Here is a 14,713-nt window from a genome sequence, read left to right on the forward strand (position 1 = left end):
CTCGAAAGGACAAACCATATGACGCAAGAACGTTTCCCATCATTCTTCAACCAAGCCCCGACCATCACCGTCAGAGACCCGCTTGCCGCATTCCTCGGCGCGGCCGAAAACGGCATCCTCACTTACCGCTACGCCGATGCCGTGCGCCTGTGCGGACATTCCTGCCCGACCGTCGCGGGCGCGTACCTGATGGTTATCAAAGGTCTGAAAGCCCTTTACGGCGAAGAGCTGCCCGAACGCGGCGGCATCGAAGCCGCCATGCAGGGAACGCGCGACGAAGGCACGGTCGGCGTTACCTCGTCCGTCGTCCAACTCCTCACCGGCGCAGCCCCCGAAACCGGCTTCGGAGGCATCGGAATGCAGGGACGCTTCGCCCGCCGCAACCTCTTATCCTTTGGTGCGGGCGAAATCAACGGCACACTGACCCTGCGCCGCAAAGACAACGGCAAAACCGTCGCCGTCAGCCTCAACGCCGCCCTGCAACCCTTCGCACCCGAAATGCGCGAACTTATGCCCAAAACCGTCGGCGGCAGCGCAAGCGCAGAAGAACTCGAACGCTTCGGACAACTCTGGCAGGCGCGCGTTAAAGCATTTTTGACCGAATCGGCGGACGACCCGCAGTTCGTCATCGTCCGCGAAGTGTGAGCGTTCAGACGGCATTTTGAATTTCAAATGCCGTCTGAACCCCCGCCAAACAACAACAAACCTACGCCCGACAAGCATCCGCCATGATTACCATCCGCAACGTCAGCTACCGCATCGGCACACGCCCCATCCTCGACAACGTCAGCCTCGACATCCCCGAAGGCGGCATTACCGCCCTCGTCGGCCCCAACGGCGCAGGCAAGTCCACCCTCCTCTCCTTTATGGCGCGGCTTCAGCCTCTGGTACACGGCAACATCAGCTACGCAGGCAAAGACATCAAAACCACCCCCACCGCCGAACTCGCCCGCACGCTCTCCATCCTCACCCAAGAAAACAGCATCATGAGCCGCATTACCGTGCGCGACCTGCTGATGTTCGGCCGCTATCCCTACCACCAAGGCAGGCCGTCTGAAAACGACAAAACCATCGTCGAAGAAGCACTCGCCGAGTTCCACCTGCAAGACTTCGCCGACCGCTACCTGACCGAACTTTCCGGCGGCCAACGCCAACGCGCCATGATTGCCATGGTATTCTGCCAGCGCACCGACTACGTTTTGCTGGACGAACCGCTGAACAACCTCGACATGTATCATGCCCGCTGCCTCATGCAAATCCTGCGCCGGCTGACCGATGAACACAAACGCACTACCGTCGTCGTATTGCACGACATCAACCAGGCCGCCGCCTACGCCGACCACGTCATCGCCATGAAAAACGGCAAAGTCGCCCTGACCGGCACGCCCGAAGAAGTGTTCACCGTACACAACATCAAAGAACTGTTCGACATGGATGTGGACGTACTCGACTACGAAGGCAAAAAACTCATCGTCCACCATATCTGAACCCGAAAAAAATGCCGTCTGAAAAGGGGCTAACTTTCCCAGTCGATGCCGCATATGCCGCCGTCGGCGAACAGTTTGACGGCCAGTATTTCGTCGCTTTTTTCTCGGTCTATCATGTAGTCCATCACAATCGGGTCGCAGTTTGGCAGCTCCACCGTCCATAAAGAGATGCTCTCCAAACGCATGGCGTGGGCAAATTCTTCGGGGTTGTCGGGGTAGTCCGCATCTTCTATTTCGGTGATGTGGAAATTCAAATATTCGCCGTCTTCGGTTAAATATTCGGCAATGGCAGCGCGGGCCATTTTGTCCGCTTCTTCCAAACGCGCTAAAAACGCGGCGAATGCGTCTAATTTTTCAGCAGTCAGTTCATCGTCGCCGCCAGTCCATAAACAAACTTCGACGGTATCGCCGTTGACAGGCAGCTCGCGTTCCCAGCAAACGTCCGGTCCGTTTTCCGGGCTTCCTGCCGATAAGGTTTCAAAATAAGGATGTGAAACAGGCATAATTGGTTTTCCTTGAATTATTGGCAGGGTGGTGTTTTCCTGCCGTCTGAAAAGGGGTATTCCGCGTTTCAGACGGCATTTCCATTCCAAACGCTCAAACCGCCGCGTCCGAACGTTCGCCCGTGCGGATACGGATTGCCTCCTCGACCGGCAACACAAAAATCTTGCCGTCGCCGATTTTGCCCGAACGCGCCACCTCGACAATCACGTCAATCGCGCGTTCCACAGCGTCATCCGCCAACACCAGCTCGATTTTGACCTTGGGCAGGAAATCGACGGCGTATTCCGCGCCCCGGTAAATCTCCGTATGCCCCTTCTGCCTGCCGAACCCTTTGACCTCGCTGACGGTCATGCCCGTAATGCCGATTTCCGTCAACGCCTCGCGCACGTCGTCGAGTTTGAACGGTTTGATGATGGCTTCGATTTTTTTCATAATTGTTCCTTTAGGATTCCATATTTGCATCTACGGAAATTCTTGAGTCGACATCCTGCGGGGATTACTGTCCGATAAAACAATGTGTTTGACATGCAAAACATACATATCAATGCCTCGTTGCTAAAATTGTTCGATTATGAACATTACAAAAAAAACAGCAGCCAAAAAGACGAAAATCCATGTCCAATACCGGTTGCGCAGAAAAAACAGGCTTGAGTTGTCTCTCACGCCGATTATTTCTCCTGTTTCATTGTCAGTATAGGTTTTTACTTTATCGGAAATAAACCACTTACTAAAGAAGTAGTTGCAAAGTGCAGCAATACAAAGGCTTAACATAAAAACGAAATTTGAGGAAATTGCATCTTTCAACCAATCTCCCAAGGCAAAACCGATAATCAGAGACAAAACAACCAAAAGCCCCTTCCCACTCCAAACAATAAACATTGCATAACTCCTTCTTAGCTTGTCCAAACAATTTCAAAAGCGGACGTGATTTTACTATATTTCAGAATATAAATTACATTTCTCAGAACGCGACTGACATGACAAAGGTTTTTACATTGATTGTATTTGTAAAATTGTAAACATTTTTTCGCTTACACGCGCTAACGAAACCGTCCTTTTCGCGTATAATGACATTTTCCCAACCGCATTTGAGAGCCGAATTATGTCTGTTGTGTTGCCCTTGCGCGGCGTTACCGCCCTTTCCGATTTCCGTGTTGAAAAACTCTTGCAAAAAGCCGCCGCACTCGGTCTGCCCGAAGTCAAATTAAGCAGCGAATTTTGGTATTTCGTCGGCAGCGAGAAAGCATTGGATGCCGCGACTGTCGAAAAACTGCAAGCCTTGTTGGCGGCGCAAAGCGTTGAACAAACGCCAAAAGCGCGCGAGGGCTTGCATTTATTTTTGGTAACGCCCCGTTTGGGTACGATTTCGCCGTGGGCTTCCAAGGCGACCAATATCGCGGAAAACTGCGGTTTGGCAGGCATCGAACGCATCGAGCGCGGTATGGCGGTGTGGCTGGAAGGTACGCTTACCGATGAACAGCAACAGCAATGGGCGGCGTTGCTGCACGACCGCATGACGGAATCTGTGCTGCCCGATTTTCAGACGGCCGCCAAATTATTCCACCATCTCGAATCCGAAACCTTCTCCACCGTCGATGTTTTGGGCGGCGGTAAAGAGGCTTTGGTCAAAGCCAATACCGAAATGGGTTTGGCACTCTCCGCCGACGAAATCGATTATCTGGTTGAAAATTATCAGGCTTTGCAGCGCAATCCGTCCGATGTCGAGCTGATGATGTTCGCGCAGGCAAACAGCGAACACTGCCGCCACAAAATCTTCAACGCCGACTTCATCCTCAACGGCGAAAAACAACCGAAATCCCTTTTCGGCATGATACGCGATACGCACAACGCGCATCCCGAAGGCACGGTCGTCGCTTATAAAGACAATTCGTCCGTAATCGAAGGCGCAAAAATCGAGCGTTTCTATCCGGATGCGGCGGAAAACCAAGGCTACCGTTTCCACGAAGAAGACACGCATATCATCATGAAAGTGGAAACGCACAACCATCCGACCGCCATCGCGCCGTTTGCGGGCGCGGCGACGGGCGCGGGCGGCGAAATCCGCGACGAAGGCGCAACGGGCAAAGGTTCGCGCCCGAAAGCAGGCCTGACCGGCTTTACCGTGTCCAACCTCAACATCCCCGGCCTCAAACAGCCGTGGGAACAAGATTACGGCAAGCCGGAACATATTTCCTCGCCGCTGGACATTATGATTGAAGGCCCCATCGGCGGCGCGGCGTTCAACAACGAATTCGGCCGCCCCAACCTCTTGGGCTACTTCCGCACTTTTGAAGAGAAGTTTGACGGTCAGGTTCGCGGCTACCACAAACCGATTATGATTGCCGGCGGCCTGGGCAGCATTCAGGCACAACAAACATATAAAGACGAAATCCCCGAAGGCGCGTTGCTGATCCAACTGGGCGGCCCGGGTATGCTTATCGGCTTGGGCGGCGGCGCGGCTTCTTCGATGGATACCGGCACGAACGATGCTTCTTTAGACTTCAACTCCGTACAACGCGGCAACCCCGAAATCGAACGCCGCGCGCAGGAAGTCATCGACCGCTGCTGGCAACTCGGCGACCAAAACCCGATTATCTCCATCCACGACGTGGGCGCGGGCGGCCTGTCCAACGCCTTCCCCGAACTCGTCAACGATGCCGGACGCGGCGCGGTATTCGAGCTGCGCGAAGTGCCGCTGGAAGAACACGGTTTAACGCCTTTGCAAATTTGGTGCAACGAATCGCAAGAGCGTTATGTGTTGTCGATTTTGGAAAAAGATTTGGATGCCTTCCGCGCCATCTGCGAACGCGAACGCTGCCCGTTTGCCGTAGTCGGCACGGCGACCGGCGACGGCCATTTGAAAGTGCGCGACGATTTGTTCTCCAACAATCCCGTCGATTTGCCGCTGAACGTCTTGCTCGGCAAACCGCCCAAAACCACGCGCACCGACAAAACGGTTACGCCGTATGCGACCGAAGGGAATCCCTTTGGGAAAAAACCATTTAATGCGGGCAATATCGACATCACCAAAGCCGCCTACCGCGTTCTGCGCCTGCCTACCGTAGCCGCCAAAAACTTCCTGATTACCATCGGCGACCGCAGTGTCGGCGGCATGACCCACCGCGACCAAATGGTCGGAAAATACCAAACCCCCGTAGCCGATTGCGCCGTGACCATGATGGGCTTCAACACCTATCGCGGCGAAGCGATGTCTATGGGCGAAAAACCGACCGCCGCCCTGTTTGACGCGCCTGCCTCGGGCAGAATGTGCGTCGGCGAAGCCATCACCAACATCGCGGCAGTCAACATCGGCGACATCGGCAACATCAAACTTTCTGCCAACTGGATGGCGGCGTGCGGCAACGAGGGCGAAGACGAAAAACTCTACCGCACCGTCGAAGCGGTTTCCAAAGCCTGTCAGGCATTGGACTTGAGCATCCCCGTAGGCAAAGACAGCCTGTCGATGAAAACCGTTTGGCAGGACGGCGAAGAGAAAAAATCCGTCGTCTCGCCATTGAGCCTGATTATCTCCGCGTTCGCGCCGGTTCAAGACGTGCGCAAAACCGTTACGCCCGAATTGAAAAACGTCGAAGACAGCGTATTGCTGTTTGTCGATTTGGGCTTCGGCAAAGCGCGTATGGGCGGCTCCGCGTTCGGTCAGGTGTACAACAATATGAGCGGCGACGCGCCCGATTTGGACGATACAGGCCGTCTGAAAGCCTTTTACGGCGTGATTCAGCAGCTTGTCGCCGAAGACAAACTTTTGGCATACCACGACCGCAGCGATGGCGGCTTGTTTGCGACGCTGGCGGAAATGGCGTTTGCGGGGCGGTGCGGTATCAGTGCCGATATAGATTGCCTGATGGATAAATTCCTGCCGATTCATCACCCGGATTTCCAAGGTGATCCAGCCGAAGGCTTATCTGACGAACTTTATAATCATGCCGCCATTAAAATCTTATTCAATGAAGAATTAGGTGCGGTTATTCAAATCCGCCAACAAGATAGGGATTATGTTGATGCGGCATTTAAAGCAGCTAACTTAATCGATGCAGTAAGCTGGATTGGCTCTCCTGATTTTGACAATGAATTTATTTCTTTCTTTGGTTACGGCTATTTCTTGGAACAAAACCGCGCCGACCTGCAACGCGCATGGCAGGAAACTTCTCACGCCATTCAAAAACTGCGCGACAATCCTGCCTGCGCCGACAGCGAGTTTGCCCTGATTGGCGACAACGAACGCAGCGCATTGTTTGCCGACGTGAAATTTGACGTGAATGAAGACATCGCCGCGCCGTTTATCAACAGTGGCGCGAAACCCAAAATCGCCATCCTGCGCGAACAGGGCGTGAACGGACAAATCGAAATGGCCGCCGCCTTCACCCGCGCCGGATTCGATGCCTACGACGTGCATATGTCCGACCTGATGGCAGGCCGCTTCCGCCTTGCCGACTTCAAAATGCTGGCGGCGTGCGGCGGCTTCAGCTACGGCGACGTACTCGGCGCAGGCGAAGGCTGGGCGAAATCGATTCTGTTCCACCCTGCTCTACGAGACCAATTTGCCGCCTTCTTCTCCGACCCGAACACGCTGACATTGGGCGTGTGCAACGGCTGCCAAATGGTCAGCAACCTTGCCGAGATTATCCCAGGCGCAGAAACATGGCCTAAATTCAAACGCAACCTGAGCGAACAGTTTGAAGCGCGCCTGAGCATGGTTAATGTTCCGAAATCCGCGTCGCTGATTCTGAACGAAATGCAAGGCTCCAGCCTGCCTGTCGTCGTCAGCCACGGCGAAGGCCGCGCCGACTTCGCGCTTCACGGCGGCAACATTTCTGCCGATTTGGGCATTGCGCTGCAATATGTGGACGGTCAAAACCAAGTTACTCAAACCTACCCGCTCAACCCCAACGGTTCGCCGCGAGGCATCGCCGGCGTTACCAACGCCGACGGCCGCGTTACCATTATGATGCCCCACCCCGAACGCGTGTACCGTGCCGCGCAAATGAGCTGGAAACCGGAAGGCTGGACGGAACTGTCCGGCTGGTACCGCCTCTTCGCCGGCGCACGTAAAGCCTTGGGCTAAACTGTCTGCCCAAACAAATGCCGTCTGAAAAAAGGTTTTGAAACCCGTTTCAGACGGCATTTTGACCATTCTCAAGCCCTGCCGGTACTCAATCCCGCTTTACCGTTCTCCCACAAAGTTTTCAGCAATACTTTCCACGCCGACAATTTAGAATCAGGCTGTTTGCCTTGTCCGATTAAGTCCATTTGCGTCATATACCAGTTCATTTCCAGCATCGCGCCCGCTTTTTTATCAACCAACGCCACGCCCGTTTTGATGCGGTCGGTTTGCACGGTTTGGTAGATGCCGTTTTGCATTTGGTTTGCCAAATCAGGGACTAAGGCAAACGGACGGGCGACGCCGACCAAATCCAAATGGCCGCTGGCGAGTGCATCTTCCATTGCACTTTGCGAACGGAAGCCGCCAGTGATAATCAACGGAGCTTGGCTGACTGCACGGGCTTTTTCGGCATAATCGATGAAGAAGGCTTCACGTTTGCGGGTGCTGTCTTTGGCGGCGAGCATTTGCGGGCTTTCGTAGTTGCCGCCGGAAACTTCAATAAAATCAATGCCCATTTCCGACAGTTTTTGTACCACCCGCACCGATTCGCTTTCGTCAAAACCGCCTTTTTGGAAGTCCGCCGAATTGAGTTTTACGCCTACCAAGAAATCTTTGCCCACAGCGGCGCGGATGGCGGTATAGGTTTCCAAAAGGAAGCGCAGACGGTTTTCCAAACTGCCGCCCCATTGGTCTTGACGGCGGTTGTGGTGCGGCGAGAGGAATTGACTGATGAGATAGCCGTGCGCGGCGTGAATTTGTACGCCTGAAAAGCCTGCCTGTTCGGCAATTTCCGCGGTTTGCACAAATTGCTGAATTAGCCCGTTGATTTCATCGGTACTCAATTCACGCGGCGGATTGATAAAGCCGTCCATGCCCACCAACGGCACGGCGCTCGGCGCAAGCGGCGTTTTATTGACCACCGTAGGCGACTGTTTGCCCGCATGGTTGATTTGCATGATGAGCAGCGTGTCGTTTTGCGTACCGGCTTTCGCCCATTTTTTCAGCATCTCAAGGCTGCGGCCGTCTGAAATCACCACATCATTTATCGAACCTTTGCCGCTTTCGGCGACCATCACATTGCCCGTAACCAACATACCTGCACCGCCTTTTGCCCAAGTGTCGTACAGGCGAACAAGTTTTTCAGACGGCTGGTCGTTTTGGGCAAGTTGCTCTTCCATGGCGGATTTGAAGATACGGTTTTTGGCGGTTTTGCCGTTTGGAAAAGTGAATGGCGTGAATAACATAATCGTTCCTTTAAGTTGATAAGTTTAAAAATGTAAACGTATTTGGGTAAAAATAAAGGGTTAACAGATAACCCTATTTTGAAAGCGGGCAATTTTGAGCCATCAAATCGGCAAGCTGTTTCAATCTCGCCACCGCATCCGCCATGGCAATACTGTAAAACCGCTCTTTACCGATCTGCTCTACCGCCACCGCACCAGCTTGCAGCATGATTTTCAAATGGTGCGACACCGCAGGGCGCGACAGATGCAGATGCTCGGTCAGTTCATTCACATTCATCTTGCCATGTTCCCACAGCACGCGCAGGATTTGATGGCGGTTTTCATCGCTCAACACGGTAAAGATGGGAATGCACTCGCGCATTAAATTCATGGTTTGTTGCGGCATATTCAGCTTCTTTTGTTTATATGTTTAAAAACTTGAACACATTTTAGCGGGAAGGTCGGTAGTTGTCAAAGGCAGTTTGGTTTGCAGTTTGGCAATATATTGTTGCTGAAAGGTTTTTATAAGACAAAATGCCGTCTGAAACAGCATGATGGCGTTTGCTAGGGTTCCGCTGTATATTAACGCCTTTCGGATGCACCTTTCAGACGGCATCCGAACCATCAAGGAACACTCATGAAAATCACCCCCGTCAAAGCCCTGACCGACAACTACATCTGGATGATACAGCACGGCAACCACGCCGTCTGCGTCGATCCTTCCGACCCCTCGCCCGTCTTGGAATTCCTCGTCCGCAACCGCCTCATGCTCGCCCAAACCTGGGTAACGCACCCCCATCCCGACCACGAGGGCGGTGCTGCCGCACTGTGGCGCGGCTACATGGAATCGCCCGTTTACGGTGAAACCGACATCGAAGCCGCCACCCACACCGTAACCGCAGGCACCCAATTTACCTTCGGCGAAGGGTTAATCACCGTTTGGGCAACCCCGGGCCATACCGACCGCCACATCAGCTACCTCATGGAAACTTCAGACGGCATACACGTCTTTTGCGGCGACACCCTTTTTTCCGCAGGCTGCGGACGCGTGTTCACCGGTACGGTCGAACAACTTTACGACAGCTTCCAACGGTTCAACCAATTACCCAAAGGCACCCTGTTCTACCCGGCACACGAATACACCGCCGCTAACCTGCGTTTCGCCGCCCATATCGAGCCGGACAACGCCGACATTCAGACGGCATTGAAGGCGGCAGAACACACGCCTACCCTGCCCGTTACCCTCGCGCACGAACGCCGCGTCAACCCGTTCTTACGGACAGAAATCCCCACCGTCCGCCAACGTGCCGAAGCCCTGGTCGGCAAAACGCTGAACAGCGGTTTGGAAGTATTCGCCGCCCTGCGCGAACTGAAAAACACCTACCGCTGACCTGCCCTCCGAAAAATGCCGTCTGAAACCCACGTTTCAGACGGCATTTGCGTTAAAAATAGTAAACCGTTCCAAAAGAGAGTAGAATAGTGCCGTTTCCAACCCTGCGCCTGTACCGTCAGGCTTTTATTATGGACCTTCCCAGTTCGTTTTTACTGAACGCCCCTTCCGATTCCAAACGACAATAACCATCCCGCCGAAATGCCTCCCCGCACACGGCGGGCGGAGCATTTATGAGCATCGAACAAACCCCTCCGAACCTTGAAAACGACGGTATCGAAAACGATGTAGAACGCGTTTCCGCCGATTTCGACCGTGTCCACGCACTGTGCGAAATCCTCGAACCTGCTTTTGAACAAATCGAAAACGGTACACCGCTCGAAGACGCGCCGCTGAGCGACAAGCTGACCGAGCTGACCGTCCTCTTGAGCGAGCTGCACCCTGCCGACGTGGCGGCGGTATTGGAATCGCTGCCGCCGCGCGAACGCAATATCGTCTGGATTCTGGTCAAACCGGAAGACGACGGCGAAGTGCTGCTGGAAGTGTCCGATGCAGTCCGCGAAACGCTGATCGAGTCGATGGACAAAGACGAATTGTTGGCGGCAGTTGACGATTTGGACGCGGACGAATTGGCGGAACTGGCAGACGATTTGCCGCACCAAGTGGTTTATGAAGCCTTGCAGACGCGCGACGAGGAAGAGCGCGCGCAAGTCAAAGCGGCAATGTCCTACGAAGACAACCAAGTCGGCGCAATTATGGACTTCGAATTGGTCAGCATCCGCGCCGATGTCGCCTGTGAAGTGGTGCTGCGCTATCTGCGCCGCTTCGACAGCCTGCCCGACCATACCGACAAGATTTTTGTGGTCGATGAAAACGACGTACTGCAAGGCGTGCTGCCCATCCGCAAACTTTTGGTTGCCGACCCCGAAGACTTGGTGGAAAACGTGATGGCGAAAGATGTCGTGCGTTTCCGCGCCGAAGACGACGTGGAAGAAGCGGCGCAGGCGTTTGAACGCTACGACTTGGTTACCGCGCCCGTGGTCGATGAAAACAAAAAGCTCATCGGTAGGATTACCGTTGACGAGATGGTGGACGTGATCCGCGAAGAATCCGAAGCGGATATGTTGAATATGGCAGGTTTGCAGGAAGAGGAAGACCTGTTCGCCCCCGTCTTGGATTCCGTCAAAAACCGCTGGATGTGGCTCGCCGTCAACCTCTGCACCGCCTTCCTCGCCAGCCGCGTCATCGGCGCGTTTGAAGGCAGCATCGAAAAAATCGTCGCACTCGCCGCACTGATGCCCATCGTTGCCGGCATAGGCGGCAACTCCGGCAACCAAACCATCACCATGATTGTCCGCGCGATGGCGATGGGGCAACTGACAGGCATGCAGGCAGGCAGGCTGTTGAAAAAAGAAGTCGGCGTCGCCTTGGTCAACGGCATTATCTGGGGAACCGTCATGGGCGCGGTTTCATGGCTGCTCTACGGCAGCCTCGGCATCGGTTTGGTCATGGTTGCCGCGATGACGCTCAACCTGCTGCTGGCGGCAACCGTCGGCGTATTGATTCCCGTGGTAATGGAAAAGTTCGGACGCGACCCCGCGTTGGGCAGCTCGGTGCTGATTACGGCGGTAACGGATTCCGGCGGCTTCCTGATTTTCTTGGGTCTCGCCACCCTGTTTCTGCTTTAAATGCCGTCTGAAACACATGAAAATGCCGTCTGAAACACCCTGTGGGGATTTTCAGACGGCATTTCACTATTTATCTTTGTTACACAAGATTATTGGACGGTATGTCGGGACTGCTCTCGGGCAACGCCGACCACATCCGCACCAAACAGCGCATTGACATCGGTTTCGTCAAACACGTATTTACTGTGGCAGAAGTCGCAATCGACTTCGATGCTGCCCTGTTCCGCCACCACGCCGCCAACTTCTTCCCCGCCCAGCATCAGCAGCATATCGCTGACCTTGCCCCGAGAACAGGTACATGAAAATTCAAACGTTTCCGGCTCGAACACGCGCGGCGGCGTTTCGTGGAACAGGCGGTATAAAACGTGTTGCGCATCCAATTCTGCCAGCTCCTCCGCCGTCAGCGTGCGCGCCAGCGTACTGACGTGTTCCCATGCCTCTTCATCCAACACCTCTTCAGGCAGACGCTGCACCAGCAGACCGCCCGCCGCTTCATCGCTTGCAGACAGGACGATGTGCGTATCAAGCTGTTCGGAACGTTTCATATAGTTCATCAACATTTGCGCGATACCGTCGCCTTCCAAAGGCACTACGCCCTGCCAGGGTTCGCCGTCTTTGGGCTGCAGCGTCAGCACGAATACGCCGCCCTCGCCCAAAAGATCGACCAAACTTTCATCTTCACCGATTTCTGCCGCCTCGTCCCACCGCGCGGTTGCACGGACGGTACGGTCGGAAGTCGCCTCGGCAACCAGCATTTTCAGCCGCCCCTGCCCCTGAACCTGCACAATCAGCGTGCCTTCGTTTTTGAGGTTGCCCGACAGCAGAACGCCGGCAGCCAACAGCTCGCCCAAGGCGCGGCGGATGGCGGCGGGATAGTTTTTCTGTTTTACAATGTGCTGCCACACGTTTTCCAGACGGACGTGCAGCCCACGCACGGGCATATCGTCGAAGATAAAGCGGGTACGCACATCGGCGCGGTTGATGACGGTTTGATTCATTATTCTCTCTGATTGATTGTTCGGATGGCGGATATATGGTTGCGGTCGGCGCGAAAACAAGGCGGACGGCGGATGCGTTTCCCAAGTTCTCAATAAATTATATAAAAATCAATACATTAACTCAATATAACAAGCCGTTTTTTGCCAAACAGCCGTTTTTTTATATACAATCAACAAGATATTTTCGACTGATACAGCATAACATCGCACGGCGGCACGATGCCTCCTGCGCGGAAACACCGATATGGATTCTTTTTTCAAACCGGCAGTTTGGGCGGTTTTGTGGCTGATGTTTGCCGTCCGCCCCGCCCTTGCCGACGAGTTGACCAACCTGCTCAGCAGCCGCGAGCAGATTCTCAGACAGTTTGCCGAAAACGGGCAATACACCCAAACCGCCCGCACTAATAATGACCGTACTTCAGGTTCCGCCGACGAACTGATCGGCAATGCGATGGGGCTTTTGGGTGTTGCCTACCGCTACGGCGGCACATCGGTTTCTACCGGTTTTGATTGCAGCGGCTTCATGCAGCACATCTTCAAACGCGCCATGGGCATCAACCTGCCGCGCACGTCGGCAGAACAGGCGCAGATGGGTACGCCGGTTGCCCGAAGCGAATTGCAGCCCGGGGATATGGTGTTTTTCCGCACGCTGGGCGGCAGCCGCATTTCCCATGTCGGGCTTTATATCGGCAACGACCGCTTCATCCACGCGCCGCGCACAGGGAAAAATATCGAAATCACCAGCCTGAGCCACAAATATTGGAGCGGCAAATATGCGTTCGCCCGCCGGGTCAAGAAAAACGACCCGTCCCGCTTTCTGAACTGATTTCCCAAGGAATACGCAATGAGTATGCCCGAAATGCCCAAATGGTACGACGATGACGGACAGATCGTGTCCTGTACCGAAAAGGTCAAAGTGATGTCCGAAAACATGACCGAGCTGTACCAAACGGCGCAAGATGCGTTTGAAGACGCGCTGCTGATGGGTTGCGGCGAACGTCAGTTGCGCGATTACCTGCTCGCGCTGATTGAAGGTTTGGAAAATCCCTACCGCAAAGTCTGAACAAGGCACACGTCATGCGGCACGGTTTATCCGTGCCGTTTTTGCGTTTGTGCGCGGCTTCGGCTTTTCAGACGGCATATTTGACGTTATGATTAAACAGTTAACAAAATTTATCACAACGCCGTCAAAAGACAGACACACAACATGAACATCATCCGCGCGCTCCTCATCATCCTCGGCTGCCTCGCCGCCGGCGAAACCGCCGTTTTCCTAGCAGGCATCAAGCTGCCCGGCAGCATCGTCGGCATGGGCGTGCTGTTTGCGCTTTTGCAGGCGGGTTGGGTCAAAACGTCTTGGCTGCAACAGCTTACCGACGCGCTGATGGCAAACCTGATGCTGTTCCTCGTTCCGCCCTGCGTTGCCGTCATCAGCTATTTGGATTTGATTGCCGACGATTGGTTTTCGATACTGGTTTCCGCTTCCGCCAGCACTTTGTGCGTACTGCTGGTTACAGGCAAGGTTCACCGCTGGATACGGAGCATTATCTGATGAACGAAATCCTCAGGCAGCCCAGCATCCTGCTTTTCCTCACGCTTGCCGTGTACGCGCTTGCGATTATTGTGCGCACGCGCACGGGCAATATCTTCTGTAACCCCGTACTCGTCAGCACTATCGTGCTGATTGCCTACCTGAAAATCCTCAACATTGATTACGCGGTGTACCACAACGCCGCGCAGTTTATCGATTTCTGGCTCAAGCCCGCCGTCGTCGTACTTGCCGTCCCGCTCTACCAAAACCGCCGTAAAATCTTCAACCAGTGGCTGCCCGTTATCGTTTCGCAGCTTGCGGGCAGCATTACGGGCATTGTTACGGGGATGTATTTTGCCAAATGGCTGGGCGCGGAACGCGAAGTCGTCCTCTCGCTCGCGTCCAAATCTGTTACCAACCCCATCGCCATCGAAATCACCCGCTCCATCGGCGGCATTCCCGCCATTACCGCCGCCACCGTCATCATTGCCGGTCTGGTCGGACAGATTGCCGGTTACAAAATGTTGAAGAACACAGTCGTTATGCCCTCGTCTGTCGGAATGTCGCTCGGCACGGCTTCGCACGCGATGGGTATTGCCGCCTCGCTCGAACGCAGCCGGCGTATGGCGGCATACGCTGGACTGGGGCTGACGCTCAACGGCGTACTGACCGCACTCATCGCCCCGTTAATCATACCCGTTTTAGAATTTTGAACCCGTTTCAGACGGCATTTCAACCCATGCCGTCTGAACGCCGACACACTCGCAAGG

At 54.4% G+C, this 14,713-nt stretch carries 15 protein-coding genes; 9 read left to right on the forward strand and 6 right to left on the reverse strand.

Features of this window, described 5'->3' with window-relative positions; all coding sequences use genetic code 11:
• The first annotated feature begins 18 nt into the window (after positions 1–18).
• Positions 19–645 carry an FmdE family protein gene (locus ACNAU7_RS05555; protein WP_416301343.1) on the forward strand — a complete coding sequence of 209 codons (627 nt, stop codon included), beginning with the start codon at positions 19–21 and terminating at the stop codon, positions 643–645.
• Positions 646–728: 83 nt separating this feature from the next.
• Complete coding sequence (locus ACNAU7_RS05560) at positions 729–1,487, forward strand: ABC transporter ATP-binding protein (protein ID WP_416301345.1); 759 nt, start codon at positions 729–731, stop codon at positions 1,485–1,487.
• Between the two features lie 29 nt (positions 1,488–1,516).
• Here ACNAU7_RS05560 and ACNAU7_RS05565 read toward each other — a convergent pair whose 3' ends face one another.
• From ACNAU7_RS05565 to ACNAU7_RS05575, 3 genes are all read right to left on the reverse strand, one after another.
• Positions 1,517–1,990 (reverse strand): DUF2004 domain-containing protein, encoded by a 474-nt coding sequence (locus ACNAU7_RS05565; protein ID WP_416301347.1) that lies wholly within the window; start codon positions 1,988–1,990, stop codon positions 1,517–1,519.
• 94 nt (positions 1,991–2,084) lie between these two features.
• Complete coding sequence (locus tag ACNAU7_RS05570) at positions 2,085–2,423, reverse strand: P-II family nitrogen regulator (protein WP_025456947.1); 339 nt, start codon at positions 2,421–2,423, stop codon at positions 2,085–2,087.
• A 123-nt stretch (positions 2,424–2,546) separates the two neighbouring features.
• Positions 2,547–2,870: a hypothetical protein gene (locus tag ACNAU7_RS05575; RefSeq protein ID WP_304670501.1), complete on the reverse strand. Its 324-nt coding sequence runs from the start codon at positions 2,868–2,870 to the stop codon at positions 2,547–2,549.
• A 223-nt stretch (positions 2,871–3,093) separates the two neighbouring features.
• On the opposite strand from ACNAU7_RS05575, the gene purL reads away from it, so the two are divergent.
• The gene (gene purL / locus ACNAU7_RS05580; RefSeq protein WP_416301350.1) at positions 3,094–7,074 is read left to right on the forward strand and encodes a phosphoribosylformylglycinamidine synthase; all 3,981 of its coding nucleotides are present in this window, start codon (positions 3,094–3,096) and stop codon (positions 7,072–7,074) included.
• 71 nt (positions 7,075–7,145) lie between these two features.
• On the opposite strand, the gene ACNAU7_RS05585 is transcribed toward purL, so the two are convergent.
• Both ACNAU7_RS05585 and ACNAU7_RS05590 read right to left on the reverse strand, forming a co-directional pair.
• A complete protein-coding gene (locus ACNAU7_RS05585; protein ID WP_416301352.1) occupies positions 7,146–8,357 on the reverse strand; it encodes an NADH:flavin oxidoreductase/NADH oxidase family protein in 1,212 nt (403 codons plus the stop codon).
• Positions 8,358–8,430: 73 nt separating this feature from the next.
• Positions 8,431–8,742 (reverse strand): ArsR/SmtB family transcription factor, encoded by a 312-nt coding sequence (locus ACNAU7_RS05590; protein ID WP_003754648.1) that lies wholly within the window; start codon positions 8,740–8,742, stop codon positions 8,431–8,433.
• 231 nt (positions 8,743–8,973) lie between these two features.
• Between ACNAU7_RS05590 and gloB the strand changes: the two genes are divergently transcribed.
• The gene (gloB, locus tag ACNAU7_RS05595; RefSeq protein WP_416301354.1) at positions 8,974–9,726 is read left to right on the forward strand and encodes a hydroxyacylglutathione hydrolase; all 753 of its coding nucleotides are present in this window, start codon (positions 8,974–8,976) and stop codon (positions 9,724–9,726) included.
• A 233-nt stretch (positions 9,727–9,959) separates the two neighbouring features.
• Complete coding sequence (gene mgtE, locus ACNAU7_RS05600) at positions 9,960–11,414, forward strand: magnesium transporter (RefSeq protein WP_416301356.1); 1,455 nt, start codon at positions 9,960–9,962, stop codon at positions 11,412–11,414.
• An 89-nt stretch (positions 11,415–11,503) separates the two neighbouring features.
• Here mgtE and hslO read toward each other — a convergent pair whose 3' ends face one another.
• Positions 11,504–12,412, reverse strand: coding sequence for an Hsp33 family molecular chaperone HslO (gene hslO / locus ACNAU7_RS05605; protein ID WP_416301358.1), 909 nt, complete (start codon positions 12,410–12,412; stop codon positions 11,504–11,506).
• A gap of 244 nt (positions 12,413–12,656) precedes the next feature.
• On the opposite strand from hslO, the gene ACNAU7_RS05610 reads away from it, so the two are divergent.
• The 4 genes from ACNAU7_RS05610 (at position 12,657) to ACNAU7_RS05625 (ending at position 14,656) form a co-directional block, all read left to right on the forward strand.
• The gene (locus ACNAU7_RS05610; protein ID WP_107863656.1) at positions 12,657–13,238 is read left to right on the forward strand and encodes a C40 family peptidase; all 582 of its coding nucleotides are present in this window, start codon (positions 12,657–12,659) and stop codon (positions 13,236–13,238) included.
• 18 nt (positions 13,239–13,256) lie between these two features.
• On the forward strand, positions 13,257–13,475 hold the full coding sequence (locus ACNAU7_RS05615) for a hypothetical protein (protein ID WP_301668466.1): 219 nt from the start codon (positions 13,257–13,259) through the stop codon (positions 13,473–13,475).
• 144 nt (positions 13,476–13,619) lie between these two features.
• On the forward strand, positions 13,620–13,964 hold the full coding sequence (locus tag ACNAU7_RS05620; protein ID WP_304672289.1) for a CidA/LrgA family protein: 345 nt from the start codon (positions 13,620–13,622) through the stop codon (positions 13,962–13,964).
• Positions 13,964–14,656 carry an LrgB family protein gene (locus ACNAU7_RS05625; protein WP_416301362.1) on the forward strand — a complete coding sequence of 231 codons (693 nt, stop codon included), beginning with the start codon at positions 13,964–13,966 and terminating at the stop codon, positions 14,654–14,656. Before ACNAU7_RS05620 ends, ACNAU7_RS05625 begins: the two co-directional genes overlap by 1 nt.
• The last annotated feature ends 57 nt before the right edge of the window (positions 14,657–14,713 follow it).

Source organism: Neisseria sp. LACPHL-SPEC-2024-00856 (assembly GCF_047915665.1).
Classification (GTDB): Bacteria; Pseudomonadota; Gammaproteobacteria; order Burkholderiales; family Neisseriaceae; genus Neisseria; species Neisseria polysaccharea.

What these genes read in the sequence shown, in the direction of transcription:
- ACNAU7_RS05555 (WP_416301343.1), top strand. Translation starts at nt 19, where the DNA reads ATGACGCAAGAACGTTTCCCATCATTCTTCAACCAAGCCCCGACCATC.
- ACNAU7_RS05560 (WP_416301345.1), top strand. Translation starts at nt 729, where the DNA reads ATGATTACCATCCGCAACGTCAGCTACCGCATCGGCACACGCCCCATC.
- ACNAU7_RS05565 (WP_416301347.1), bottom strand. Translation starts at nt 1,990, where the DNA reads ATGCCTGTTTCACATCCTTATTTTGAAACCTTATCGGCAGGAAGCCCG.
- ACNAU7_RS05570 (WP_025456947.1), bottom strand. Translation starts at nt 2,423, where the DNA reads ATGAAAAAAATCGAAGCCATCATCAAACCGTTCAAACTCGACGACGTG.
- ACNAU7_RS05575 (WP_304670501.1), bottom strand. Translation starts at nt 2,870, where the DNA reads ATGTTTATTGTTTGGAGTGGGAAGGGGCTTTTGGTTGTTTTGTCTCTG.
- purL (WP_416301350.1), top strand. Translation starts at nt 3,094, where the DNA reads ATGTCTGTTGTGTTGCCCTTGCGCGGCGTTACCGCCCTTTCCGATTTC.
- ACNAU7_RS05585 (WP_416301352.1), bottom strand. Translation starts at nt 8,357, where the DNA reads ATGTTATTCACGCCATTCACTTTTCCAAACGGCAAAACCGCCAAAAAC.
- ACNAU7_RS05590 (WP_003754648.1), bottom strand. Translation starts at nt 8,742, where the DNA reads ATGCCGCAACAAACCATGAATTTAATGCGCGAGTGCATTCCCATCTTT.
- gloB (WP_416301354.1), top strand. Translation starts at nt 8,974, where the DNA reads ATGAAAATCACCCCCGTCAAAGCCCTGACCGACAACTACATCTGGATG.
- mgtE (WP_416301356.1), top strand. Translation starts at nt 9,960, where the DNA reads ATGAGCATCGAACAAACCCCTCCGAACCTTGAAAACGACGGTATCGAA.
- hslO (WP_416301358.1), bottom strand. Translation starts at nt 12,412, where the DNA reads ATGAATCAAACCGTCATCAACCGCGCCGATGTGCGTACCCGCTTTATC.
- ACNAU7_RS05610 (WP_107863656.1), top strand. Translation starts at nt 12,657, where the DNA reads ATGGATTCTTTTTTCAAACCGGCAGTTTGGGCGGTTTTGTGGCTGATG.
- ACNAU7_RS05615 (WP_301668466.1), top strand. Translation starts at nt 13,257, where the DNA reads ATGAGTATGCCCGAAATGCCCAAATGGTACGACGATGACGGACAGATC.
- ACNAU7_RS05620 (WP_304672289.1), top strand. Translation starts at nt 13,620, where the DNA reads ATGAACATCATCCGCGCGCTCCTCATCATCCTCGGCTGCCTCGCCGCC.
- ACNAU7_RS05625 (WP_416301362.1), top strand. Translation starts at nt 13,964, where the DNA reads ATGAACGAAATCCTCAGGCAGCCCAGCATCCTGCTTTTCCTCACGCTT.